This window comes from Rhodococcus sp. PvR099, assembly GCF_017833315.1.
Taxonomy (GTDB): Bacteria; Actinomycetota; Actinomycetes; order Mycobacteriales; family Mycobacteriaceae; genus Rhodococcus_G; species Rhodococcus_G oryzae.
This window is the reverse complement of sequence record NZ_JAFIBV010000001.1, coordinates 4,522,812-4,547,351: the sequence shown is the minus strand read 5'-3', so window position 1 is coordinate 4,547,351 and position 24,540 is coordinate 4,522,812. Positions and strand designations below refer to the sequence as shown.

At 67.3% G+C, this 24,540-nt stretch carries 25 protein-coding genes; 12 read left to right on the top strand and 13 right to left on the bottom strand.

Annotated elements, in window-relative coordinates; all coding sequences use genetic code 11:
• The first annotated feature begins 45 nt into the window (after positions 1-45).
• From JOE46_RS21010 to JOE46_RS21000, 3 genes are all read left to right on the top strand, one after another.
• Positions 46-897 carry a DUF1707 domain-containing protein gene (locus JOE46_RS21010; protein ID WP_209928346.1) on the top strand — a complete coding sequence of 284 codons (852 nt, stop codon included), beginning with the start codon at positions 46-48 and terminating at the stop codon, positions 895-897.
• Positions 894-1,715: a DUF1707 domain-containing protein gene (locus tag JOE46_RS21005; protein WP_097211637.1), complete on the top strand. Its 822-nt coding sequence runs from the start codon at positions 894-896 to the stop codon at positions 1,713-1,715. The genes JOE46_RS21010 and JOE46_RS21005 overlap by 4 nt, the downstream gene beginning before the upstream one ends.
• A 144-nt stretch (positions 1,716-1,859) precedes the next feature.
• The gene (locus JOE46_RS21000; RefSeq protein WP_209928345.1) at positions 1,860-4,031 is read left to right on the top strand and encodes a hypothetical protein; all 2,172 of its coding nucleotides are present in this window, start codon (positions 1,860-1,862) and stop codon (positions 4,029-4,031) included.
• Positions 4,032-4,053: 22 nt separating this feature from the next.
• Here JOE46_RS21000 and JOE46_RS20995 read toward each other — a convergent pair whose 3' ends face one another.
• From JOE46_RS20995 to JOE46_RS20970, 6 genes are all read right to left on the bottom strand, one after another.
• A complete protein-coding gene (locus JOE46_RS20995) occupies positions 4,054-4,809 on the bottom strand; it encodes a GntR family transcriptional regulator (RefSeq protein WP_209928343.1) in 756 nt (251 codons plus the stop codon).
• Positions 4,806-5,585, bottom strand: coding sequence for a tryptophan synthase subunit alpha (gene trpA, locus JOE46_RS20990; RefSeq protein WP_209928340.1), 780 nt, complete (start codon positions 5,583-5,585; stop codon positions 4,806-4,808). The genes JOE46_RS20995 and trpA overlap by 4 nt, the downstream gene beginning before the upstream one ends.
• Positions 5,572-6,750, bottom strand: coding sequence for a tryptophan synthase subunit beta (trpB, locus tag JOE46_RS20985; RefSeq protein ID WP_108168825.1), 1,179 nt, complete (start codon positions 6,748-6,750; stop codon positions 5,572-5,574). Before trpB ends, trpA begins: the two co-directional genes overlap by 14 nt.
• Before the next feature lie 119 nt (positions 6,751-6,869).
• Positions 6,870-7,256 carry an HsmA family protein gene (locus JOE46_RS20980; protein WP_097211642.1) on the bottom strand — a complete coding sequence of 129 codons (387 nt, stop codon included), beginning with the start codon at positions 7,254-7,256 and terminating at the stop codon, positions 6,870-6,872.
• Positions 7,257-7,288: 32 nt separating this feature from the next.
• Positions 7,289-7,729 carry a hypothetical protein gene (locus JOE46_RS20975; protein WP_097211643.1) on the bottom strand — a complete coding sequence of 147 codons (441 nt, stop codon included), beginning with the start codon at positions 7,727-7,729 and terminating at the stop codon, positions 7,289-7,291.
• A 638-nt stretch (positions 7,730-8,367) separates the two neighbouring features.
• The gene (locus JOE46_RS20970) at positions 8,368-8,970 is read right to left on the bottom strand and encodes an AAA family ATPase (RefSeq protein ID WP_209928338.1); all 603 of its coding nucleotides are present in this window, start codon (positions 8,968-8,970) and stop codon (positions 8,368-8,370) included.
• A 479-nt stretch (positions 8,971-9,449) separates the two neighbouring features.
• Between JOE46_RS20970 and JOE46_RS20965 the strand changes: the two genes are divergently transcribed.
• Positions 9,450-10,091, top strand: a complete 642-nt coding sequence (locus tag JOE46_RS20965; RefSeq protein WP_209928336.1) for an SMI1/KNR4 family protein — start codon at positions 9,450-9,452, stop codon at positions 10,089-10,091.
• A gap of 49 nt (positions 10,092-10,140) precedes the next feature.
• On the opposite strand, the gene JOE46_RS20960 is transcribed toward JOE46_RS20965, so the two are convergent.
• The gene (locus JOE46_RS20960) at positions 10,141-11,586 is read right to left on the bottom strand and encodes a hypothetical protein (protein WP_209928335.1); all 1,446 of its coding nucleotides are present in this window, start codon (positions 11,584-11,586) and stop codon (positions 10,141-10,143) included.
• Positions 11,587-12,150: 564 nt separating this feature from the next.
• On the opposite strand from JOE46_RS20960, the gene JOE46_RS20955 reads away from it, so the two are divergent.
• From JOE46_RS20955 to JOE46_RS20940, 4 genes are all read left to right on the top strand, one after another.
• Entirely contained in the window at positions 12,151-12,600 is a 450-nt protein-coding gene (locus JOE46_RS20955; RefSeq protein WP_097211647.1) for an SRPBCC domain-containing protein, read from the top strand.
• 102 nt (positions 12,601-12,702) lie between these two features.
• Positions 12,703-13,224 (top strand): cysteine hydrolase family protein, encoded by a 522-nt coding sequence (locus JOE46_RS20950; protein WP_097211648.1) that lies wholly within the window; start codon positions 12,703-12,705, stop codon positions 13,222-13,224.
• 11 nt (positions 13,225-13,235) lie between these two features.
• Entirely contained in the window at positions 13,236-13,670 is a 435-nt protein-coding gene (locus tag JOE46_RS20945) for a MerR family transcriptional regulator (RefSeq protein ID WP_097211649.1), read from the top strand.
• Positions 13,667-14,701 carry an aldo/keto reductase gene (locus tag JOE46_RS20940; protein ID WP_209928334.1) on the top strand — a complete coding sequence of 345 codons (1,035 nt, stop codon included), beginning with the start codon at positions 13,667-13,669 and terminating at the stop codon, positions 14,699-14,701. Before JOE46_RS20945 ends, JOE46_RS20940 begins: the two co-directional genes overlap by 4 nt.
• A gap of 24 nt (positions 14,702-14,725) precedes the next feature.
• On the opposite strand, the gene JOE46_RS20935 is transcribed toward JOE46_RS20940, so the two are convergent.
• From JOE46_RS20935 to JOE46_RS20925, 3 genes are read right to left on the bottom strand one after another with little or no spacing between them, the layout of a single operon-like run.
• Positions 14,726-15,349, bottom strand: coding sequence for a YigZ family protein (locus JOE46_RS20935; protein ID WP_209928331.1), 624 nt, complete (start codon positions 15,347-15,349; stop codon positions 14,726-14,728).
• Positions 15,350-15,378: 29 nt separating this feature from the next.
• The gene (locus tag JOE46_RS20930; RefSeq protein WP_209928328.1) at positions 15,379-16,209 is read right to left on the bottom strand and encodes a DUF1707 domain-containing protein; all 831 of its coding nucleotides are present in this window, start codon (positions 16,207-16,209) and stop codon (positions 15,379-15,381) included.
• Positions 16,210-16,230: 21 nt separating this feature from the next.
• Positions 16,231-17,589: an NAD(P)/FAD-dependent oxidoreductase gene (locus tag JOE46_RS20925; protein WP_209928327.1), complete on the bottom strand. Its 1,359-nt coding sequence runs from the start codon at positions 17,587-17,589 to the stop codon at positions 16,231-16,233.
• Between the two features lie 44 nt (positions 17,590-17,633).
• Between JOE46_RS20925 and JOE46_RS20920 the strand changes: the two genes are divergently transcribed.
• Both JOE46_RS20920 and JOE46_RS20915 read left to right on the top strand, forming a co-directional pair.
• Entirely contained in the window at positions 17,634-18,554 is a 921-nt protein-coding gene (locus tag JOE46_RS20920) for an alpha/beta hydrolase (protein ID WP_257017463.1), read from the top strand.
• 12 nt (positions 18,555-18,566) lie between these two features.
• On the top strand, positions 18,567-19,028 hold the full coding sequence (locus JOE46_RS20915; RefSeq protein WP_209928325.1) for a HEAT repeat domain-containing protein: 462 nt from the start codon (positions 18,567-18,569) through the stop codon (positions 19,026-19,028).
• Between the two features lie 228 nt (positions 19,029-19,256).
• Here the strand turns inward: JOE46_RS20915 and JOE46_RS20910 are convergent, their stop codons facing one another.
• A complete protein-coding gene (locus JOE46_RS20910; protein WP_097211655.1) occupies positions 19,257-20,441 on the bottom strand; it encodes an FAD-dependent monooxygenase in 1,185 nt (394 codons plus the stop codon).
• Positions 20,442-20,541: 100 nt separating this feature from the next.
• Between JOE46_RS20910 and JOE46_RS20905 the strand changes: the two genes are divergently transcribed.
• Positions 20,542-21,273, top strand: a complete 732-nt coding sequence (locus JOE46_RS20905; protein WP_209928324.1) for a TetR/AcrR family transcriptional regulator — start codon at positions 20,542-20,544, stop codon at positions 21,271-21,273.
• Positions 21,274-21,408: 135 nt separating this feature from the next.
• On the opposite strand, the gene JOE46_RS20900 is transcribed toward JOE46_RS20905, so the two are convergent.
• Positions 21,409-22,143 carry an SDR family oxidoreductase gene (locus tag JOE46_RS20900; protein ID WP_257017464.1) on the bottom strand — a complete coding sequence of 245 codons (735 nt, stop codon included), beginning with the start codon at positions 22,141-22,143 and terminating at the stop codon, positions 21,409-21,411.
• A 75-nt stretch (positions 22,144-22,218) separates the two neighbouring features.
• On the opposite strand from JOE46_RS20900, the gene JOE46_RS20895 reads away from it, so the two are divergent.
• Entirely contained in the window at positions 22,219-22,833 is a 615-nt protein-coding gene (locus JOE46_RS20895) for a TetR/AcrR family transcriptional regulator (protein ID WP_097211657.1), read from the top strand.
• 137 nt (positions 22,834-22,970) lie between these two features.
• Here JOE46_RS20895 and JOE46_RS20890 read toward each other — a convergent pair whose 3' ends face one another.
• On the bottom strand, positions 22,971-24,458 hold the full coding sequence (locus JOE46_RS20890; protein ID WP_209928323.1) for a GMC family oxidoreductase: 1,488 nt from the start codon (positions 24,456-24,458) through the stop codon (positions 22,971-22,973).
• Positions 24,459-24,540: the final 82 nt, after the last annotated feature.

Genomic DNA, 24,540 nt, shown 5'->3' with positions numbered 1-24,540 from the left:
GAGCCGGGCGGACAAGGTTCCGAACGGTTTCCTAGGATCACGTGCGTGCCTGATCAGGTTTCCTCCACTCGCGCGCGCGATATCGATCGCGCCCAGACATGCGGGCTGCTCGACGCCGGCTACGGCGAGGGACAGCTCGACCCGGCCGAGTACGAGGCCCGCACCGCCGCGGCAATGAAGGCCAAGACGCTCGGTGAACTCGACGCGCTGGCCTCGGACCTGCAGATTCCCGAGCATCTCGTCGAGGCCGCACGCGCTTCCGCACCGGTACCACGCAGGCGCGTTCCCGGACGCGTCGTGGCCGCCGGTGTCGTCGCGGCCGTGGCGGTCGTCGGAACCGTCGTGTTGATGACCCGAGGCCACGACGCGGCACCCGCGACGGTCGTCGCAGCCGAACCGGTTCCGGCGCCCGTCGCTCCTGGCGAGCCGCAGCCGATCGTGATCGAACCGCTCGATCCGCGCTCTCCCGCCGCGATCCGTGACTTCCTACATCAGTACGAGCAGACGTTCGGGGATCTGCGGGTGGATGAAGTGCTGTTCTACCCGACCTACGTGTTCTTCACCCGAATGCTGCAGGACCAGCCGCACCGCGAGCAGAGTTGGAGCTTCCGCGCCGGCTTCTCCACGTCGGGGTCGCCGAGTTCACGCACCTCCGACACCGACACGGTCGATCTCGCAGCCCTCGACATCGACCGGCTCGGCGAGCTGATCACGACGGGGGCGGGCCTGGTCGGGATCCCGGCGGGAAAGGTGGAGCACATCTTCGTGCGCCCCGATTCGTCGACCGGCGAGGGTCTGGTCAGCGTGTTGTTCCAGGACAAAGACGATCGACGGGGAATGGTGGACACGCGCCTGAACGGCACGGTCGTCGACGTCTCCAAGGCCGAGGGACGATGACCACACCGAACAGCCGGCGCCCCCGGGCCTCGGCACTGCGGCTGCGCGCCCGCGACGTCGACCGCGCCGCGGTGTGTGACGTCCTCGATGCGGCGTATTCCGACGGCCAGCTGAGCGATGTGGAGCACCGACATCGGACCGAGGCGACCCGGTCGGCGCGAACGCTCGCCGACCTCGACCGACTCGTGCGGGACCTGCAGGTACATCCGGATCTGCACGATGCCGTGCCGACACCGCCATCACTGCGGGACGCCCGCTGGGCCGTCGCGCTCTCGGCAGCCGTGGTCCTGGTGTGCGGAATCGTGGTGGTCACGTCGGCCCGGGATCACGACGAGCCGGCCACCGCCGCCGCGACGACCACGGAGTTGACCACCGCGGCAGGACTCGGACGGATGCTCGACGAGATAGCCCACCAACTGGGCAACTCGGAGGTCGACCAGCTGACCGTCTACCCCGAGTACGCGACGTTCTCACGCCCGGTGCCCAGCAAACCCGGCCTCGCGCAGAGGTACGAGTACCAGGTCGAAAAGGGACAGGCCCGGATCACGGAAAACGGGACGTCGTCCAATCGCACCGAGGGCGTTCCCATCAACCTGGCGGAGCTGCGCCCGAACGTCCCGCGGGTGATCGGGCTGCTCCACGGCGCGGATCGCACGCTTCGCGTGGACGACCCGACCCGGATCCACATGGAAGCGAAGCGCGGCGATGACGGGCCGGTCGTGAGCATCCACTTGTGGAACGAGGACGCGGGCGCGCAGGGCTTCCTGACGGTCGGGTTCGACGGCGCCGTCCGCAGCGTCTACCGAAGCGACCAATAGTTCCTCGCCCTGCAAGCGACGCCAGGCCCATCAACTCGGCTACACGATCACCTGAAGCGGCGGATACGCCGACCCGTCGCGGTGGCGGCGCAACTGTGCAACTGCCCTGTCCGACACCGGGCAGTTCAATGACAAGGAGACCCCATGAACAGCGTGTCCCGGCGCACCCACCTCGCCGAGGTCGACTGGCCGACACTGGAACACGCCTACGGCGACGCGAGCGATGTGCCCGGCTGGATCGAGGGGCTCGCCGGCGCGGAGACGGTCGAGGAGTCGCTGCACGAACTGTGGGCGGCGGTGTTGCACCAGGGAACCCTCTATGACTCGACCGCGCCGGCGATGACGTCGATCGCGTCGGTGCTCGGCGCACGGCAGTCCGCGGATGCGGAGAGCACGGCGTGGTTGCTGCTGATGTTCGCCGACACGGTGCGTGCCTACGAACAGGTCGAGGTGGACGACGCCGAGACGGCCGCCCTGGTCCGGTCGGCCCGGGACTCGTTGATCGATATCGCGGCGCTCGTGCGACCACTAATCGTCGACGACGGCTCGGAGGCCGCGGCCGCGGCATTGCTGCAGGCCGCTGCGCGCACGGCCGATTCCGCTGCCCTCGACACGCTCGCGGCGCGGGCGTGCTCCCGCCCGGCGGAGCAGGTCGAGCAGGCATGTGTCGCCGCGCTCACGACTCTCGGTGTCGATGTCTCGGCCGCCCTCGCTGACGGGGATCCCGGCCTGGTGATGGCGGCGACGCTCGCGCGGATCACGGCCGGGGGCACTGAGACCACCGATCTCGACGCGCTCGTAGCGGGATGGGAGCTCGCCGTCGAGGTGGCGCCCCGCATCGCGTTCGGCGTCGGAAACCTCCCGGAATGGTTGAGCGAGGTCAACCCGGAGGCATCGGCTGTCGTACTCGCCGCGCTGCCGGCGCCGGACGAGACGACGATCGCAGGGCTCGTCGATGTCGTCATCGGTTCCCGGAGCAACGCTCCGGCGGCGGTCCGTCGCTTGCTCGCGCTGGCGGCGCTGCCTGAGGCCAGGCCGGAGGCGATGATCGCTGCGCTCCGGCAGTGCCCACCGACACCCGAGGTCTGCGACCTGCTCGTCGCCCTCGCGGAGCGGGTCACTACGGGCGACACCTCCGCCATCGGGTCGAGCACCGTCGACACGGATGCTCGGGCAGATTCCGCGCTCGCTCTGCTGCGGGCCGGCGACGGACGGTGGGCTCGCCCGATGGCTCAGGCCCTGCTCACGAACCCCGCCGCGCGCGGCCTCATGGTTGCCGCCTCCGCGTCGGGACGGTCCGCGCTCGGCTACGCGCTCGTGCGCGAACACGCACCGTCCGCCACCATGCTCATCGTCGGCATCCGGCAGGCGCTGCGGCAGCAGCCTCCTGCCGATCCGTCCCGCGACGGCGCCGGACACCTCATCGAGTTGCTCGCCTCCTGGCCCGCCGAGACTGCCGCCGAGGCCCTGCCCGAGGTACAGGAGATGCTCGCGGTCGCGCCGAAGCAGTCCGCCGACGCGCTCGCGACATGGGGCGACACCGCCGGCATCGACCGCGTCCGCGAGGCGAGCGTTTCCGGCGACGCGACCGTGCTGCTCGCTCTCGCACGCCTGACGAAGGACCCGGAGGACTTCCATCGCGTCCTCGACGCTGACCTCGAGTACAGGGAGTCCGCGGTGCTCGCGCACTGGGCTGACCGCACCGATCCGCGCTTCCTCGACTGGTGCCGCAGCCTCGTCGGCGAGGAGCCCGCGACGAGCGACTACCAGCGAGATAACCAGCTCGCCTCACTACGCATTCTCGCCGCCACCGACCCGGGCGAGGCCGCAACCGGCTGGCCCGTGCTTCGCAGCATCATCGACGAGGGGCGCGGCCCGATCGAAGAAGCCATCGGTCTCGCGCTCGAGTGGCGCGCCCAGCAGTTGCTACCGCCCAAGGCGCACACCGACTTCGAGGCGCTGCTCGCCGACCTCGTCGTCACCGACCGCAAGAACTACAACGGCCCGCTCATCAAAGCCAATGCCGCCGCCGCGATCGCCCTCCTCGACCTCGGGCTGCCCCTGCCCGGCACTCCCACACGAATCGTGAAGATCGTCGCGGGTGCCCTGACCGACCGGTGGGCACGCGATCTCGGCCTCCGACTCGCCGAACGGCTGGCGGCAGCACCGGCAACGGTCCGCCGCGAGGTCGCGAAGAAGCTCCGTTCCCTCGTGGACCGCGACGATCGCTTCGACTCCAGCGGCGACATCGCTGTCGAGGATGAACGCGCGCTTGCCCGCCTGCGCCCGATCCTGCACGACCTGGAGATCGACTGAACCCCGCCGTACCCACACGTCGTCAGGTGTGCCGGTCGTTGATGCGATAGGTGACGCGAAGCTGCTGGGGCCCGCGGTCGATGTGGATCTCTGCGATGTCGGACGGAATGAGGGCGGTGTCGTGCAGGACCGGGGTGCCGTCCTCGGTGACGTTCGTCCGGCGACTGAGCATCGCCGGGCTCTGCTCCGGGCGCGCCAGCAGTTCGGCTTCGGCAGCACCGAGCGTGGTGACGGTGATCGACTCGTTGGCCGAGGCGACCGGGTAACCGTGTTGTGCGAGAACCTGATACAGCGACGCATCGACCAGTTCATCCGGGGAGATGCCCATTCCCCGCGGTATGTAGGAGTACTGGAGCACGGAGGGATGCGTGTCGATCACGCGGTGGCGCGTGACCACGAGCACCTGCTCGGTCGGCCCGAGGTGCAGCGAGCGGGCGACCTCGGGTGGCGGAATCTCCCGCGCTGACCCGAGAATGTGCGTCTCGACGTTGGCACCCTGCGCCCTGAGATCATCCGCAAATCCCGATAGGTGGAGCAGGTTGTAGGTGTACCGCTTGTTCGCCGGGAAGGTACCCGCGCCCGGACGCATTTCGATCAGCCCGTCGTTCTCCAGCAGTTGCAGTGCCTGCCGGAGGGTCATGATCGTGACACCGTAGGACGCCGCGAGTTCACGCTGCGCGGGCAAGGCGTCGTCGGACTGCCATTCGCCGGTGTCGATCCTGGCCCGCAGGTCGTCGTAGATCGCCAGGTACTTGGGCAGTCGAGATTGCCTGGTCACGGAATTGCTGCCTCGTCGAGTCGTTGGCGGAAGTCTTGGACGGTTCCCATGATCGACGCCGCGGTCGCACCCTCGAGCACCGGGTCCATCAGCGCCGAGGCGACGACCACGCCGTCGGAGTACCGAGCGGCCCGTGCCGCGCGCTCGGGTGAGTCGATTCCGAACCCGATCACAACCGGCAGACCGTCCGCCGACCGGAGGCGTTGGGCGAACTCCCACCCGCTCTCGTCCGTGGTCCGGTGCCGCCCGGTCGGCGCCATCGCGCCCATCGAGTAGACGAATCCGCCACTGGCCCGGGCGATTTGCTGCGCCGTGTCCGCCGATGTCGACGGGGCCGCCATGAGCACCGGAGCCACGCCCGCGGTGTGGGCCGCCGCGAGATAGTCCGCCGATTCCTCGAACGGCAGATCCGCGACAATGGACCCGCTGATTCCGGCGGCGGCGATCGCACCCAGGTAGTTCGGGACGCCGCGCGAGACCAGGTGATTGCTGTAGGTCATGGCGATCAGCGGCACGGACACGTTCGGGAGTTCGTCCAGGATTCGTTCCACCTGCGCACCCCGCTGCAGAGCGGCGAGGGAGGCGCGCTGGATGACTGCCCCGTCCAGCATCGGGTCCGAGAACGGGAGCCCGATCTCGACGGCGTCGGCACCCCCGTCGATCATGGCCTGCACGAGATCGGTCCAATCCTCTCGGATCCCGCCCATGACATAGCCGATCAGGCATTTGGAGCCGCTGTCGCGGACCTTGCGAAGCGTCATCTCAAGCACGTTCACGGTCGAGTCTCCTGACTTGTTCGGCATCCTTGTCGCCGCGGCCGGACACCGTGACCAGGACGGTGGAGTCGGGAGCGAACTGTCGGTCGCGGGCGGCCTGCGCGACCCAGGCGAGCGCGTGCGCGGACTCCAGGGCGGGGAAGATGCCTTCGAGTCGCGCGAGCTGCCCGGCCGCGTCGAGGACCTGCTCGTCGGTGACGGTCACGTAGTCCGCGCGGCCGAGCTCGGCGAGGTGGGCGTGCTCGGGCCCCAGCCCCGGATAGTCGAGACCGGCAGCGACGGAATGCGCTTCGAGCACTTGACCCGCATCGTCCTGCAGGTAGAGCGACATCGAGCCGTGCAGCACACCCAGGGTGCCGTTGGTGGCGCCGGCGCCACCCGCACCCTCGACGCCGACGAGTCGCGCCTGCGACGAGGCGAACCCGGCGAACGTTCCCGCCGCGTTGGATCCGCCACCGACGCACGCGACGACGATGTCGGGGACGCCGCCGGCGAGCAGGTGCGCGCACTGCGCCGCCGCCTCGATCCCGATCACGGACTGGAACTCGCGAACGATCCACGGGTAGGGGTGCGGCCCGAGCACCGAGCCCAGGCAGTAGTGGCTCTCGTCCGCCCGAGTGACCCAATGCCGAAAGGCCTCGCTGGTGGCATCCTTCAGCGTCCTGGCGCCGGTTCGAACCGGAATCACCTGCGCGCCGAGCGTCTCCATCCTGTAGACGTTGAGCTCCTGCCGGGCCATGTCGACCTCGCCCATGTACACGGTGCACTTCATGCCGAGCAGTGCAGCGGCCGTTGCCGTGGCGACGCCGTGCTGACCGGCGCCGGTTTCCGCCATGAGTTCGCGCTTGCCCATCCTGCGGGCCAGGAGTGCTTGGCCCAGAGCATTGTTGAGCTTGTGACTGCCAGTGTGATTGAGGTCCTCACGCTTGAGCAGGACGCGGACGCCGAGTGCCTCGGAAAGCCGCAGTGCCCGCGTGACGGGCGTCGGCCGTCCGCAGTACTCGGCCAGGAGTCGGCTGAGTTCCGCCCGAAACTCCGGGTCCGCCCACGCATCGCGGAAGCCTGCTTCGACCGCGCGGCATGCCGGCGCGAGCGCCTCGGGGACGTATCGCCCACCGAACCGGCCGAACCTGCCGGACAACCCAGGGTCGCCCATTGGTGACATGGCCACACCCACCCCCAATTCTTTCCAGTGTTCTAGTGTTCTAGAACAATATCAAAGTAGCAGGCCGGCGAAGGCGCAGCGCAGCCAGAGTCACCTAGGTCCGGCTGGCTCAGGCCGCGCTAGCCGGTCATGGCGCCGATGGCCCCCGTGAAGTAGGGCACCAGCCAGATCGTCCACACGACCAGGCTGAACTGGTGGAACTTCGCCTTCTCCGAGGGGCGATCGCGGAGCAGGACAATGACGGCCCACACCAGGTGAATGGCCATGAGCACGATCGCCAAGGCTCCGGTGACGATCATGATCTTGTCGAAGGTGGATGTTCCGGTTTCCGATGACCCGTCGGAGATTTGGCTCATCAGGAAGGTACCGGTGGCGTCGCAGACCAGGCCGAGCGCGAAGGCGCAGGCGTGCCACCACTTCAGGGTCTTCTGGATCCGTTCCGACCACACGCCGATGGAATAGAAGACCAGGGCAAACGTGATGACGATGATCGCGGTGGCCAGCATGTCCCCGAGACTAGCCACCACCATGGAGGTGGTCATCGGAGGTAGCGCGGCCGCCCGGCGTCCACCCAGGCGCGGAAGCGTGCGGCGATCCGATCCGCGATCACGGCGTACGTCTCCCAGCTGTCCTCGACCCGGTAGATGTTCGCCGCTGTGGTGTCGAACGCGTCGAGATAGTCGTCGATGTACCGGGAGTCGTCGTTCTCGCCGGCGTAGTACGCGACGGCGAAGGCGTTGCCGTCGGCGGTGAGATCGTCGCTGACGAACTTCTCGTCGAGCACCTTCAACAGAAAGCCGCCGGGCGTCACCTCCCGAGACTCGAGTGGTTCGAGTTCATCCTCGACATCCTCCCCCGCGAAACCGCTCAGCAGGCACCACGCGACAAACATGCCGATGTGAGTGCCACCAGCAGCATTCGGCAGATCGTCGGGAAACCTGCCGCCGTAATGCCAGGCGGCGTCGTCGTATTTCGTCACGGATTCTCTTCCTTCGGTTCGGTCCACGTTGCAGTGCGCCACGAACTACATCGTCGCTCGGATCAGAGCTGTCGATTCTGTTGGTTCACGGCAATCCAGGCCACGATCTGGGTCCGCGAGGTGCGACGAGGTTTGCCACCTCGGTTTCGCGGCGGGTCAACACGGATACCGCGGATTTCGTCGGGGGCTTATCGGCGCGCTGGTCTCCGAGTGCGTACGCGACCGCGTCGTCGATGCTCACGGCGGCACCGGTGCGGAATGCGTCGCCGTAGGCTTGATTCCCGAGCGCGTCGCGGGTGAGCGCCTCACATTCGTCGTGGTTCCCGAGCAGGTGCGGTTGGGGCACTGAAACGCTCCCGAGCGTCTGCGAGAGGTTCTTCCGGCGGCACCCATCAGGACGGCGGCGCGCGTCGGCTTGTCTTCGCGTATCGCGATCCAGGCCAACGTCTCCAGGCACCAGCCGGCCACGAACGGGACGCTGACCTTTCCGATCAGCCGCAACGTCTGTTCCATCAGGGTTGCGGCCCGATCGGCCGCTCCCGCCCTCACTCCATCACCACGATAGATGGAAAGCTTTTCGGAACAGTGTTTCTGACGTCCGACAACCAGGACTGAACAACACGAACCAACCCCCGCCGTCACGCGTCGAGGTGACCCCCGCCCAGCGACCTGAGCCACGCATCGACCTCACGCTGTCCCGCGAGCCGAATCACTGGCCACCCCGACGCGACCCGCACTGCCATCCGTTGCCGAGTGACAGCGTGCTGTGTCCATGCCCAGAGAATGATGTTGTCCTGCGGATTGCGCTTCACCCACGACAACGGACTCTCACGGTTGCCGTGCCACAGCTCCTCGCGCAAGAGACCGCGCCGAAGCGTGCGCCGGATAACCCTGCCCATCACGACCGGCCGGGAGTGATCGAGCCACACGACCGCGTCGGCGCCACCCGGCGTGCCCGGGTCAAGTAAGCCATCCAAACGCGATGTCCAGTTGCCGTCGATCACCCACCCGCTCGGGTGATCGGCTGTGAAATCGCGAACAAGCGAACGCGCCTCGTCGAGATCGCGATACGTCCAATCAGCGTCCCAGAAGACCGCATCGAGCTCTAGGCGCGGAACGCCGAGAACCTCCGAAACTCGCGCCGCGAGCCGACTCTTGCCGGCCCCGGAGGTCCCCAGAACACGCAACCTGCGCGGGGCAGATGCGGCCGTCGAATGGGTGGCAGCAGCCTCACGGACCATCCACTCAATCTAGGGCGTGCCCGGAACCACGAACCACTCGATACACACGGCACGACCCGGATTGTGTAGCACCCGGAGGTCCAGCCCGCCCCGGTCGGGAATGGGCTGGACCTGCCGGTAGCGGACTCGATTGAGCGCTACGACATGGAGACGAGGCCGGCGCCACCCCAGATCGCGAGGAGCCCGACTGCGCCGACTCCCGCGATGGTGCCAATCTGACCGAGCTGTTCGTCTGAAGAACCCATGGATGTACTCCTTTGTTGATGGTCGGGTTGTCGTACCAGCGGGCAGCGAAATACGTTGCCCGACTGGACGACGCCACATTCATACATGCCGAGTCCCCCAGCTCGCATTCATGCACGTCGGGGCTGCACCAACGGGGCAACGCGAATAACTCGAGTTGCCTGCACGGCGGTCAGCGCGGGTGCGTCCGCGACTCGTACGCCTAGTCAGGAGCACGGTTTGCGTAGGGTTCGCTCATGACTGTCGCCGCCGAGTGGGCAAGGCTGCTTGACGTCCTTCGAGAGGTCGCGCCCAGCACCGCGAACTCGTTCCGCCCACCCGCCTCGCCCGAGGCGCCAGCCCGGATCGAAGCCCTGACGGGAACGGTCTGGCCATCTGAACTGCGCGAGTTCTTTTCGCTGCATGACGGTCAGATCGACAATTCTCCGGCGGGTGGCGGCTCGGGAGAGTTGCTCCCCGTGCAGCATCTTCTCAGCCTCGACGGGGTTGCAGACTGGCACGCGATGTCAGCCGAAGTGTGGCGCGAGCTCGCAGATGCGGACACCGACTATTACGAAGGCGGATACGACGGCGTGTGCGTTCAGCACCCGAACGCCGGCTCAACCGCCATGATGTTCCTCCCGAGCTATATTCCCATCGCCGAACTAGACGCCTACGCGTACTTCTGCGACACCCGCCCGGGTGAACACCACGGCTGTGTACGCGAATTCGACAAGTACTCCGCAGACAGCCACGGACCCGCCTGGTCATCCATCAGCGCGATGCTCGCAGGAGTCCGAACCTGCATCACCGACTCCCTCCCAATCGGATATTGGGTGCCAGTCATCGAAAATGGCATCCTGTTCTGGGAAGTCGTCGACAACAGCCAAGGCCCATAGCGGAGCCATACCCCATCGAGATCAGAGGCCCGCACAGCCGTTTGCTCGTTCAGGAGAATCCGCGATAGACCCCGTCGGGGCCGGCAGAATCGGCGAAGTCCTCGAAGTCCATGTTGGCGAGGGAGAGGTTGTTCTCGATGGACCACATCTGCGACGGGATCACCCTCACGGTCTGGCCTCTGCCATGACCTGAGTCTGCGGGTCCGGTGTCCACGGCGAGGATCGGATGTTCGGGGTCGGTGATCGTGGTGGTGTCTGCGATGAACACGTAGTACGGGGGCCGGTCACCGATCCGTTCGAGCAGATCTGAGATCGACAAGCCGTCGTTCGCAGGGTTGTCGATACAGGTCAGGCACGCCATGAATTCGGATTCGTCGCCTTCGCCGGCCGCCATCGCCGCGGCGGCCACCTCGCGCCAGGCGGCGCCGTTGCTGAAATCGGTTCGGATGAACAATGAATCCCCGCCTCGATCGCCGAGGTAGTCGTCGAGGTGGCGACCTGTCCCCAACATTTCACTGAGTTCGGCGTCGGCCCGTTCGGCTGTGTCACGGTCGAGCATCTCGCGGATCTGCGCGGCGGTGGTGGCCGGCGGGTCAGCCGGAACGATCGAGCCGATGATTCGTGCGCAGTCGTCGGAGTCGATCAGGTTGTGGCTGCGGATCTCAAACGTCCATGGACCGATTGCTTCGCGGTGACGCAACGGTGTCTGCCCTTGCATCCAGGTGATCTCGGGCTCGCCGACCTCGGTGACCCATTGGCGCAGAGTGAGGTAGCCGTACTGAGCCGTCACCTGCAGATCCATGGCCCCGGTTCGTGGATCACCGTCAACCGGTTGGACTTCGATGGTCCGCGGCAACCAGGCGACCTGCGGCCGCGGCATCTGCGCGAGCGCCTGTGCCTTCGCTTCATACTCGCGCTGAGCAGGGGTGATGAACCGATCCTCTTCCTCCCGGACCGGGCCGATCCAGGTGAACAACGCCGGATCGAAGTCTTCGTCGAAATGGGGTTTCGCCAGTTCCATCACCTGCGAACCTATGGACCTCGACAGGACGATGCCCAGTTCTGCGTCGATCACGTAGGTCACCTCACCACCTGGCATAGCGTCGGCGAGCTGGACCTGCCAGCCTGCGCGGCCGCGGACCTCCACTGGACGAGGCAGACCCGTAGGGACCAGCCGCTGCTCCGTCCCTGAATCTTCCAGTGGCCACGTGGCATACGCCTGCAGGAGTTGCCATGGCGCGGCACCGCTGGTCATGACAAACCGATTCGGAGATTTGGCCGTGTGGACCATCACTCCGTCGTCGGCGAGGCGGTACTCATCAGTGTCGTTCTCGATGTAGGTCGCTTCGCCGGCTGCGTCCTCGATACGCCACGTCGTGGGCGGCAAGAACCACACCCGCCCCGTGAAGGTGTCGTCGCACCACATGTCGGCGCGGACGGACCGCCCCATCGTGCTGTAATTCAAACCTCGTATCTGCGGCCACGTCATCGACATCCACCCAACCTAGGACGTTTCTCTACTCAGCCGGGTACTTGTCCACGAAGTCGCTTGTAACGCGGCACCCGCCGGCCCGTATTAACAGACTGTCGATCACCTTTGCTGGGGGAGGCAATTCGAGATGAACCGCACAGTGCTCGTCGCGGCTTGCGCACTGACAGTCAGCCTCGGGGCCGTCTTGGCACCCAACGCAGCGGCGCAAGATATCGGCTTGCGCGAGTACCCGTGCAGCGACCAATTCCGGTGCCGTGGGCACTCGACGCATGGAATGGCCTCAACAAGGTTGCGTTCAGCCCCTTCGGATCCGACAACATCCACTGCGTCACCTTCCACGGAATGACCGCTGTGTACCAGCTCGATCCACAAGGGAGAAGGCGCGCTCTCAATCCCCCAGCAGGGTTCTTGATCGGCGCATTTGCACGTCAGCTCTATTTCTGGGATCCCGCAACGTACTGACCAACAGTGACGCGTCTCGAGTGCGAGCGACCCGCTGAGCGCTACGCCCCGCCGCGGCAACCGCGTCACGGCGACCACATTCGGATTCGTTGAGGAGGTGCACCGGTGATAGCTGATGCAGAGTTGGATCCCGCTGCGGTCGAGATCGGCAGCTTCTTCCCGCATTCGCCAGACGCCGTTTGGCGTGCTCTGGCAGAACCGGCACTGCTCGAGCGATGGTTGATGCGATCGGTCGGCTTCGCCGCGTCTGTCGGGACGCACTTCACTTTCGCAGTACCGGGTCAGCCGACCGCCGAGATCGCCTGCGAAGTCCTGGCGGCTCGGCCAGGTGAGCAGTTGATCCTGAGTTGGGTCGATCTGCGAGCCGCGCATCCTGCGCGGTGGACCGTTGACTGGACGATCCGGCCACAGGGCGATGGCACGCGATTTCTGCTGACGCAAACAGGATTTGATATCGACGACCGTCGGCAGAGAATGGCGCGCAATGCCTTGGAGCGGGGATGGAAGGTGACCTTGTCGCGACTTCGTGAGGTACTCGACCACCTTGAAACCTGAGGTTCCACGGTCGGAGACCAGTCCGAGTCATCACGAACGCGCCGACAGCGCTCGTATCAGCGGCTTGCGCTGGAGTGCGCTCCAGTCGCTAGCGTGCCGCGGATGGCCACCACCACCGCACTGATCGAGATCGACTTCCAACACTGGATCGTCGCGCTGGCGCACGACCGCGAGGTCGTCGGCCGGGCGGCGTTGGCCCGTACCCGGTTTCGGACCGAGGGAGCGCTGGTCGTGTGTACCCGGTACCTGAGCACGGACCCGACCGATCCGATGCGGTCGGATCCGGCGGGCCACGGCGCGTCGTTTCATCCGGTGCTGGCGCCGGACGAGGGAGATCAGGTGCTGACGAAGTACGACCGCGACGTCTTCACCAACCCCGATCTGGACACGAACCTGCGCCTGCGTGGGATCACCGATGTCGTATTCACCGGCATCGCCACCGAGCACGGGGTTGCGCTCGCGGCGAGGTCGGCGCGCGCGCTCGGGTACCGCGTGTCCGTCATCGCCGATGCCTGCGCCGGCACGACGGTCGGGTCCCACCACCGGGCACTGGCCGCACTGGCGACGGAGGGAATCACCGTGGTCCGAGCCGACGCTTGCGCTGGAGTGCACTCCAGCACCTAGCGTCGGTACCCATGACGACGGCACTGGGCATCGCGCAGGTCTCCGAGGCGACCGGGCTGACCCGCGACACGCTTCGCTGGTACGAGCGTGAGGGTCTGATCCCGCGTATCGAGCGCGGGAGCGACGGGCGCCGCCGCTACGACGACGCCTCGCTGCGGACGATCCAGCTGATCATTCGGCTCCGCCGCACCGGTATGCCAGTGGCGGAGATCCGGCGGTTCCTCGAACTCTACGAGGAGGGTGCAGCCAGTCACGGACGCCGGATGACGCTGCTGCTCACGCATCGCGAACGAGTACTCGCCCAACTCGACCAGCTGCACCAGGACCTCGACGCGATCGACGACAAGGTCGAGCACTACCGAGGGCTGATCGACCGCGGCCTGGACTGCGGCAACGCGCCGATCACCGACCTCACCGTTCTCGAACGACAAGGAGATTCCCTATGAGTCAGGCACCGACGGTCGAACTCGGCCACGGGCTGGCGGTCAGCCGCATCGGCTTCGGCGGAATGGCGCTGAGCCACGTCTACGGACCGACCGATCCGTCCGAGGCGTTGACCACCCTGCACCACGCCCTCGACATCGGCGTCACCTTCATCGACACCGCCGACGTGTACGGCCGACCCCGCCCGGACGCGCTCGGGCCTGCCGGCACCAACGAGGAACTGATCTCCGAGGTGCTGCGCACCCGCCGCGACGAGGTTCAGCTCGCGACCAAGTTCGGCATCACCGGCAGGATCGGTGACCAGCCCGGGGACACGCCGACCCGCGGCGACCGCGACTACGTCCGGTCGGCGTGCGAGGCCTCGCTGCGGCGACTCGGCACCGACGTCATCGACCTGTACTACATGCACCGACGTGAGCTCGGCCGGCCGATCGAGGAGACCGTCGGCGCGATGGCCGAACTCGTCGAGGAGGGCAAGGTGCGGCACCTCGGGCTGTCCGAGGTGACCGGTGACGAGCTGCGCGCGGCCGCGGCGGTGCATCCGATCACCGCGGTGCAGAGCGAATGGAGCATCTGGTCGCGCGATGTCGAGCGTCAGGTGGTGCCCGCCGCGATCGAGGTCGGGGCGGGTTTCGTGCCCTACTCGCCCCTCGGACGCGGATTCCTCACCGGCACGCTGACCAAGGAGAGCGTGTCCGGTTCGATGCGCAAGGGACAGCCGCGATTCGACGAGAACTTCGAGGCGAACCAGGTCGTCGTGGACGTGGTGCGCGCGGTCGCCGGCGAGGTGTCGTCCACGCCGGCGCAGGTGGCGCTGGCGTGGCTGCTGGCACAGGGTGAGCGGCTCGGCGTGCCGGTCGCGCCGATCCCCGGCACCCGGCGGGCGGCGCGGGTCGACGAGAACGCGGGCGCGGTCCGGGTGGCGCTCAGCGACGACCAGATGTCGAGGCTCGACCGCGCGGCGGATCTGGTGACCGGCGATCGAAACCTGACGTTCAACGGACCGCAATGGATTTCGACGGGGCGAGAGTGACGTCGACGCCCGCTCGCGGCCTGCTCACACATCCACCCACCGTGCACCCGCCGGGACGAGCTCGCCTGCGCCGGCGGTGATCTCGGCGACCGTGTCGGCCAGCCGCGCGGGGTCACGGGTGGCGAGGGTGAGGGCGGCGGCCGCGCCGTAGGCGGTGTCGACGACGGCGACTCCACGACCGCGCAATTCGGCCTCCACCCTGCCGGCGGTGTCATGACCGACCTCGAGCGTCAGCAGCTCGAGGCGTTCGCGGCCGACCAGTGGCGCCGCGTCGACCACCGCCGCCACCGCCCCCGAGTACGCACGCACGAGCCCACCTGCGCCGAGCTTGACACCGCCGAAGTACCGCGTCACGACCACCGCGACGTCGACCAGGTCCCGGGTGCGCAGTACCTGCAGCATCGGCACCCCGGCGGTGCCGCCGGGCTCCCCGTCGTCCCCCGCGCGTTCGGCCAGCTCCGAGGGCTCGTCTCCGGTGATGTAGGCCCAACAGTGATGCCGCGCATCGGGATACCGGCGTCGCTGCTCGTCGAGGAAGTCCTGCGCCTCGGTTGCTCGGTCGGCGCGCCGCAGCACCGCGATGAACCGGGAGCGTTTGACCTCGGTCTCGGCCACGATGTCGGTGCCCGCAGGCAGCGTCGAAGGCATGATGGTCCAGTCACCAATTCCGGGCGCAGTCAGGCGACCTTGACGTCGCGGATCTCGCCGCGGAGTGTCGCTTGCACGTACCCCTTGTAGGCGTCGCCCTCCCTCACGTACACCGTGACGCGAGGCTCGGTGTCGGAGGCGCGGATCCCTACTCGATCAATGCGGCCGCTGGGCAGGCCAACCATACGGGGAGCGTCGGCAATCAGTTGGCCGATCCGGTCGACATCGAGTTGTTCGAGATCGACCGTGGCCTGGTCCCGATCCCGGTTCCTGGGCTCCGTCCATGGTTTGAATCCGCCGGTGAACATCCATCGCTGCGAGCGGTGCGGCTGACCGGGCATCACCCGGTCGACGACAGCATCGTCACGGTAAAGGTCGACATCGTCGGCAGTCGTGTCGCGAAATTCCTGCTCGAAGCGGCGCAGAAACTCGCGGATGCCGTCGGCTGTCAGGGTGTCGACCGGCTCACCAGCAGCCACAGGTTGTGCAGGGGTCGATCCGGACGCGCTGATCGACTGATCGCTGTCGGCGGCGCGGCCGAACAGCAGATAGCCGAAGCCGAAGCCGCCGAGGAGAACCACCACTGCGACCGCGACGACCAGTCCTCGCCCCGGCAGGCCGGAGTGGCGGGCCGGGGCCTCGGGTGCACTCGACAACTCGAGAAGGTGGGCGGGGATCTGCAGGTCAGCCGTCAGCCTGCTGAGGTCACCGATCGTTGCCGCGTGCATCGCGGCCGCGGTGCGGGCCTCGTACTCGTCCACACCGAGCTGGCCGTCGCTGTACGCGGTGTCCAGCAAGGTACAGGTCTGCGAACGGTCGAGGTCCCGTGCTCGGGTGGTAGCTGAATTCAAATCGGACACCCACCAATCCTAGGAAAGCGGTCAGCGGGCGGCCCGGGCGCGGCGGGCGCCGCGCCGGCGCTCGCGTTCGAGACTCCAGAGGTAGTGGTCGAAGTCGACCTCCATGGTGTGTCGCGGCGAGTCGTAGAACCGCCGCTTGGCGCGATCGTGCTCGGCCGTCATCTGCGACCGGATCTCGGCGTCGGGCGGCGGTAGGTACCGGCCGGCGAGGGTCTCCGCGATCCACACGCTCTGTGCCTCGGCAAGTGGCATCACCGCGCCGAGCGGCTGCAGAAGCCCGACGAAGTACAGGCCGGGAAGATCCGGGTGCACAGTTCGCCTCCACAGCGGCAGGTCGTTCTCGGGGGCGGCGACGAGCTCCGGGTCGAGGAACGGAAAGCTCACCCGGTAGCCGGTGGCCCACACGATCAGGTCGGCCCGGGACCGGGTCCCGTCCTCGAAAACGACTGTGTCACCGTCGAACCGGTCGATCTTCGGGCGTGGGATGATCGCACCGGCCTGCAGTCGCGCGCGGATCTGCTCGGACTGAACCGGGTGCGCTTGACCGGGCCGATGTGTCGGCCGCGGGAGCCCGTAGCGGGTCAGGTTACCGGCCGTGAGGGCGGTGACGCGGAGTCCGGCAGAGATCGCCCAGCCCGGCATCCAGCCCGGCATCACAAATCGGTCGGCGGGCTTGCCGAGCAGCATCTTGCGCATCACCCAGTGGCTGCGCCGCACCGCCAGCGTGGTGCTGCGTGCGACCTTGGACGCCTCGACTGCGATGTCGAGACCCGAGTTCCCCATGCCCACGACCACCACGTCGCGGCCGGCTAGCTGGTCGGCGGTGCGGTAGTCGTGGGAGTGGATCTCCTCGCCGGTAAAGGTTCCAGGAGTGGGGTCCGGCCAGCGGGCGTCCCAGTGGTGCCCGTTCGCGACCAGCACGGCGTCGTAGCTCTCCACGCGCTCGCCGGCGGGGCCGGTCGTACGCACCGACCATGTGCCGTCCGGTGCCCGCTCGACCTGCTCGACGGTGGTGCCGAAGGTGATGGTGTGCCGGAACCCGAAATGCTCCACGTAGGACTCGAAGTAGGCCCGGACCTGGTCGTGCCGCGCGTAGGGCGGATAGTCGTCGGGCATCGGGAAGTCCGAGAACGCCATCCGCGGGCAGGACGTGTTGATCTCGAGCGTCTCGTAGCAGGCAGACACCCCGTTCGGGTTGTCGTAGACCCAGTTGCCGCCGATCACGCTGCCCTGCTCGAAGCAGTCGAACGGGATGCCGGCGACGTGGAGCGCCTTCGCCGCGGCGATGCCCGACGACCCCGCACCGATCACGCACACGCGGGGCCGGGTCTCGACGTTCGGGGCCGGGACGCTCCGCCGGGATTCGACAGAATTGTGCATGGCGGCATGCTCGCACGCGCCCACGCTGGGTAGCATGCGATTTCGTGACGTTACGGCGACCTCTACTTCCCACCACCCGACGCACCCGGACACTGCTCCTCGCCGCGATCATCGCGATGCCGATGGCGTCCGGGTTCTCGGCACCGGCACTCGCATCGGCTCCCGCGCCAGGTGCCGCGGCGCCTGCGGCTCCCGCTGTTCCAGAAGGGCAATCCGTCAGCGAGCGCTACGCGGCCACCGGCATCCACGCCGTCGCATCGGTCGCGGTGCCCGGATATCAGGTGTTCCACCCCGCCGACATCGCCACCAGCCCCGACCGTCATCCGGTGGTCACCTTCGGTAACGGCAGCCACGCGACGTACGAGCAGTACGAGGAGTTGCTACGCCACCTGGCCTCCTGGGGATTCGTCGTCGTGGTCGCCGACAGCAGCGTCACCGGTGACGGGACCGAGATCCTGGCGGCAGCGCGCTACATCCTGGCGCAGAACGACAACCCGGAGAGCGTCTTTCACGATCGCATCGACGTCGCTCACGTCGCGGCGGTCGGACATTCGCAGGGCGCCGGGGGATCGATCAACGCCAGCACCGACTCCGACGGTCTCATCACCTCCACCGCCGTGCTCGACCTGCCCGATCCGTGGTGGGCCACCCGGCCCGTCGACGAGATCGACGTCGCCCGGCTGACAGGTCCGGTGTTCTACCTGACCGGGTCAGACGATCCGGTCTCGACGGCCATACCGCAGGCCGCCTATCACTCCGTCAGCCCGGGGCCCGCTGCCCGCGGCCGCCTGCTGGGGGTGGGGCACAACTGGCCCACCGACGGGGGCGGATTCCGCGGGTACCTCACCGCGTGGCTGCGCTTCACCCTCACCGACGACACCGACGCCGCGCGCGCCTTCGTCGGTCCTGCACCGGAACTGTTGGCCGACCCACGGTGGGACGGGACCGCGGTCAAGGGTTGGTGAGCCGAGAGCTTCATGAGTTCCGAATCAGCAGCCGCACGTGACTTGGTCAGCAACTTCGCGCAGTGGAGCGCGGATAGGCGTTTCTCCGCACTGCGAACATTCGTTCCCGAGGATGGCGACGGATCCCTGCTGGCCCATTTTCTGCTCGCGGTAGCGGCTGATGTGTCAGAAGACGACTTGGTGAGGATCGAAGCGGTAAGGGTCTTCGCGATCCTTCGGATCGATGACGATTCCCTTGCCGAGAGATGCCGCGGGGCACTGATCCACCTGGCCCGGACAGACGACGATTGGGATGTCCGCAACGCTGCTGGTTGTGCGGTGTTCGACCTGCCTGGCGCCGAGCGTGAACTCGAGACGATGCGCTCCGTGATCGCGGCCGAGCAAGAGGACTTCGTGCGCGAGAATGTCGGAGCCGCACTGGACATGTTCCTCCGGCGCCGTGATTCCGCTTGGTTCCACCCGTTGGACACCTGAACGCACACCCGCCGCCACACGAGAATGGAACACATTCAGAATTGTGGGATCGGGAGCCCTCCTCGAGCGTGATCAGCGCCTGGTCGGCCTGACCGATCCGCCTGCAGCCCAGGAGGACCCGCCATTGGTGAACGCCCATCCAGTCGGCCAGGCCGCATGCTCAGCTGAGTAATCCAATGCAAGCGCCGCATCCGGACCCGTGGGTCGGACACTGCAGTAACCCCTACTTCAGTGTGTACCTACGATTTCCGGGTAGTTCTTCAACTCGATATCATTCTTCGAGTTCTCCGCGGACTTCACCATCATGTCGAAGAACCTCGACTGCAGAAACCAGTTGCGCAAGCGCAGACCCAGCGCGGTCTTCGGCGCCAGGAACCGCCCGGGCTGCGCACCATTGGCCATCTTGCAGTAGCGCTTCATCATTTCCTGGTAGCGGCTGAATGCCACGGCGTAATCGCCGCCCGCGGTGGCCAGTTCACCGGCGAGCACATAGGCACCGACAACGGCGAGGCCGGTGCCGAAACCCGCGAGGGTGCTGCCGTAGCCGGAATCGCCGAGCAGTGCGACGCGACCCTTGACGAAGGTCTTCATGCTGACCTTGCTGATCGAGTCGAGGTAGAAGCCGTCCAGGCCGGGTAGCTCGGCCAGCATTCCGGGCACCTCCCAGCCCACGCCGGCGAACTTCTCCGCAATCAGGCGCCGCTGAGCATTGAAATCATCACGGTCGTAGTCGAGTTGTGGGGAGGCGAACAGATACATCTGACCGGCTTTGGAGCCGCCCACGAGAGCCAATCGCCCCGGTGCATTGTGACCGTGTGACACCGCGCGTTCACGCAGCCTGCTCCCGTCGAGCTCCCAGTGCGAGGCTCCGGCAATGCAGTAGTAGTAGCCCTGATGTTTGACGAAGTCCTGTTCAGGACCGAAGGTCAGCTTCCGCACCCGGGAATGGATGCCGTCGCAGCCGAAGACCAGATCGAAGGTGCGGGCGGGCGCGCGGGCGAATTCCACATCTACGCCGGCGGTGGTTTCGGTAAGGGCTGTGATGGTGTCGCCGAACAGGTATCGGCAATTGTCGGCGGTGCGCTCGTACATGACCTCGGATAGGTCGCCGCGCAGGATCTCGATATCGCCGCCGGTGAATTCACCCGAGATGAGGGCCTGCTGCCGACCCTGCGCATCGACGAGCACCATGTCGGTCTTGCCGGTCTGGCGGGCCTTGATGTCCTCGATGATGCCCATGCGCTCGAGCACTGCCATATGCGTGTGGCCGGTGAAATCGATCGCCTGGCCGCCGCCCCGCAGGGCGGGCGCCTTCTCCACAACGGTGACGTCGAAGCCGTAGCGGTCCAGCCAGTAGGCCAGGGCGGGACCGGCGACGCTGGCGCCGGAGATGAGGACGGTGGTGTTGCGCATTTCGAGGACCCCTCCATTAACTGTGTCTACCGGACGCTGTTTCGTGATTAGCGTATGCTGGACGCAGTTAAACGTCAAGAACTCCGAGAGGATGACGACCATGGCCGGACCGACCGCCGCCGAACTGCTCTGGGGAGTCCCTCAGGCGCCCAGGCGCGGACCGAAACCATCGCTCACCCTGGACCGAATCGTCGCCGAGGCCATTGCCCTCGCCGACGCCGAAGGGTTGGCCAATCTCTCTATGGCCCGCCTGGCCGAACGCCTGGGATGCGCCAAGATGGCGCTCTACCGCTATGTCCCCGGCAAGAGCGAGCTCGCAGCACTCATGCTGGACACGGCATTCGGACCCGCGCCGGAAGTGGCTGCAGCCCTGCCAGATTCACCGGAACCTTGGCGCGAGTACCTGGCAGTGTGGGCCGTGACCGCTTTCAACCGCTATCGCGCCCACCCCTGGGCGCTCGAGCTCACGACCGGCCCCCGACCCATCGGCCCCAATGAACTGAACTGGCTCGAGACTGCACTCGCCGCGCTCGACGGCAGCTCACTGACCGGCCCCGAACGCCTCGACAGTGCGGTGCTGCTGCTCGGTCACGTCCGCAGCCTGGTTCAGCAGGTGGGTTCGGCCACCGAGGACGACGATACGGAGGGCCAGCTGGCCAGGGAGATCGGCGCGATCCTGACCGCCCACGGCGACAGCTTCCCGCGCGTTGCGGCCGCGTTCGCCGACCAGGCCGAGCAGACCGATCCGAATGCCGGACGCAATGATGCCCTGCGATTCGGCATCGACCGCATCCTCGATGGAATCGCGGCCTACGTCAGCGCACGGAAGTAGGCGGATCCAAGCGACACAACCGATGATGGAGCTCGAAGTAGCCCGGATGCGAAGGAATCCCCTTGCCGGGCCTGCGATTTTCGATGGTGCGGCGCGTTCACATCAACCGACGATGATGCACTGAGCGACGGTCATTCAGATCCGAGGCCCGAGAAAAAGGCCGCCGCTCGCATCGAGCACCTGACCGGTGATCCACCGAGCATCGGGTGAGGCCAGGAACCCGACCACGTCGGCGATATCGACCGCTTCCCCCAGCCGGTCCAGTGCGGTCATCCCTGCCAGGAAATTCTCGATGCCCGGGGCCTCGAAGTAGGCCCCGTTCGTCGCCGTCCTGGTCGCGCCGGGCGCGACGGCGTTCACCGTGATGCCGCGGACCCCCAGCTCGTTGGCCAGCGTCCTGCTCATCGTCTCGATCGCGCCCTTCGTCATCGCGAACGAGGTCTGGGTCGCGTTGGCCATCCGGGCCGCCACCGAGGAGAGCGTGATGATCCGTCCGCCGGCGGGGAGCAACGGCAGAGCCCGCTGGATGATGAAGTACGGAGCCCTGACATTGACCGCGAACAGGCGGTCGAACTGCTCCGGCGTGGTGGCCTCGATCGGACCCGCCGGCTCCGCGGCCGCGTTGTTGACCAGGATGTCGAGCGGCCTCCCAGCCAGGCCAACGGCCAGCCCATCGAAGAGGGCGTCGATGTCGCCGTCCACCCCGAGCTCGGCACCGACCACGAAGCCTCCGCCACCCGCGGCTTCGATCTCGGCCAGTGTCGCCGTCGCACCGGCGCGATCCGTGCCGTAGTGCACGGCCACAGTCGCGCCGTCGGCAGCGAGCCGCAGGGCGACCGCCTGCCCGATCCCCCGCGAAGCTCCGGTCACCAGTGCGGTTCGACCCGTCAGCGGGCCGCCATGCTTCGAACTGTTAGTTAGTAGCATGATGGTAGTCTATACCACATGAGTGCTCCCCAACCCACCCTCCGAGACCGCCGGCGGGCCGAGATGCAGCGCGCGATCCAGGCCCACGCGATCCCGCTGTTCGCCGAACGCGGCTACGACGCGGTCACCCTGAGCGAGATCGCTGCAGCCTCCGGAATCTCGCCGATGACTCTGTACCGGCACTTTCCCACCAAGGAAGACCTGGTCCTGGTCGGTCAGCAGGACCAACTCATCGCCGACCGGATCGCGGCAGGCCCGGCCGACGGCACGCTGGTCCAGCGGATCGGGCGGGCCCTGATCGAGGCGGCCGACCTGATCAGCGGCTCCCGGACCGATGCCGACGATCTACTGCTCGACCGACTCCGTCTGATGATCACCGTGCCGGCGCTCCGGGCCCGACACCTGGACAGTCAGTACGCCACTCAGCAGGCCATCGTCGACGCCCTCCGCGGCGATGCCGCCGCCGACCCCGAATCGGACTTCCGCGCCTGGGCGGCGGCCGGCGCCTGCCTGGCTGCAATGAACGCCGCCCTCACGCGCTGGGCCACCGAGGACGGTCGCCCGGACCTGTCCAACCTGATCGCGGCAGCATTGACGGCCGCCTTCGGCCCCGACGTGACCGGCGGAAGTTGATCCACTGCAGAAGGATTCGACTCGCATGCCGCTCATCGGCCGTACCGCATTCGATCAACGCGGCGACAAATCCATCCCGGCCAAGCGCCGGTTCCGCCGCAGGCCACCGAAGTCGAACCCGCAGAACTTGCCGTAGCTCAGATCAGTTGCGCGGCACGTTCGGCCATCATCACGCAGCCGAGGTACGTGTTGCCCGCAGGCAGCACCGGCATCGCCGAGGCGTCCACGACCCGCAGGCCCTCGACCCCGCGCACGCGGCAGCGCGCGTCCAGGACGGCGTGCGGGTCTCCGTCCGGACCCATCGCGCAGGTACCGCCCATGTGGGCGTAGCTGATCACGCCGCCGTCGACCAGGCCTGCCGCGGCGCCTTCGGCGCTCAGGTCGGCCATCGGCTGGACGCGGGCGGCGCCGAGCTCCGCGAACGGCCCGGTCGACTCCAGTGCGGCAATGCGACCCAGGATCCAGTCGAGGCGTTCCAGGTCGTGCGCTGCCAGCGCCGGCATCGCCACGTCAGGTTCGGCGTCAGGATCGACCGAGGAGATCCGTACCGTTCCCCGCCCGGTGACATCGAGCAGGTACGGGACGACCGAGAAGTACGCGCCGTCTGCGGTCGGTTCGCCGATCGGCAGGTTCAGAACGTGGAAGTCGATCGTGTCCGACTGCGGCGTGCGGCCCACCCACACCGGCTGGACAGGACCGCCGCGCAGCGGCCCGCCGCCCGCGTGGTGATAGACGAGTGGGAAGCCGAGGTGATCCTGCAGGTTCGCCCCGACCCCGGGGATGTCGGCGACGACGGGGATACCGAGGCCGTCGAGCAGATCCTTGGGACCGATGCCCGACCGCTGCAACATGGCGGGTGAACCCGTTGCGCCGGCGCTGACGATGATCTCGCCTGCGGACAGTTCCCGGCCATCCGCGGTGAGGACACGGGTCGCCCGTCCCTCCTCGACGAGGACCCTGTCCACGGTCACCCCGGTCTCGACGGTCAGGTTCGGTCGCGACCGGACTTCCCCGGTCAGGTACGCCTGGCTCACGGTCAGCCGCTCGCCGTCCTCGGACACCGTCAGCGGGAAGATCCCGACGCCAGGGAGCTGCCCGGGGTTGTTGACGTCGTCGGCCCACGGCACGTCGAGTTCCCGCAGTCCCGCGAGGAACGCCCGCTGCGATTCGGTCTGTTGGTCGGGGGTGGAGCGGCGTACGACGAGTGGCCCATCGGAGCCGTGCAGCTCCGATGCGCCGCAGTCCAGGTCGTTCTCCATGGCCCGGAACGTCGCGAGGACGTCGGGCCAGCTCCACCCGTCGAGCCCCCGCGCGGCCCACGCGTCGTAGTCGGCCGGCTGGCCACGCATCGTGGCGAGGTAGTTCACGGCTGAGGTGCCGCCGAGGACGCGCCCGCGCACCATCTGGACCGTGGTGTGCCCCGCCTGCATCGGGAACGGCCGAGCGAAAGGCGTTCCGGCCCATACGTCCCCCGCCGCGGCGGGCCGCAGAACGGAGTCGTCGTATGCCGCATCGTCCGGGCCCTGCTCCAGCAGCAGGACGCGCCGATTCGGGTCCTCAGACAGCCGCGCGGCCAGTACCGCACCACTGGTGCCGCCGCCTACGACGATCACATCCGCGTCCATCGCCACTCCGCCTCGACTCGCTCGCCCGTTGCTTCACCTTGCTCGACTCTCGGTCACACTAATGGCCGTGGTCTGCTGATCA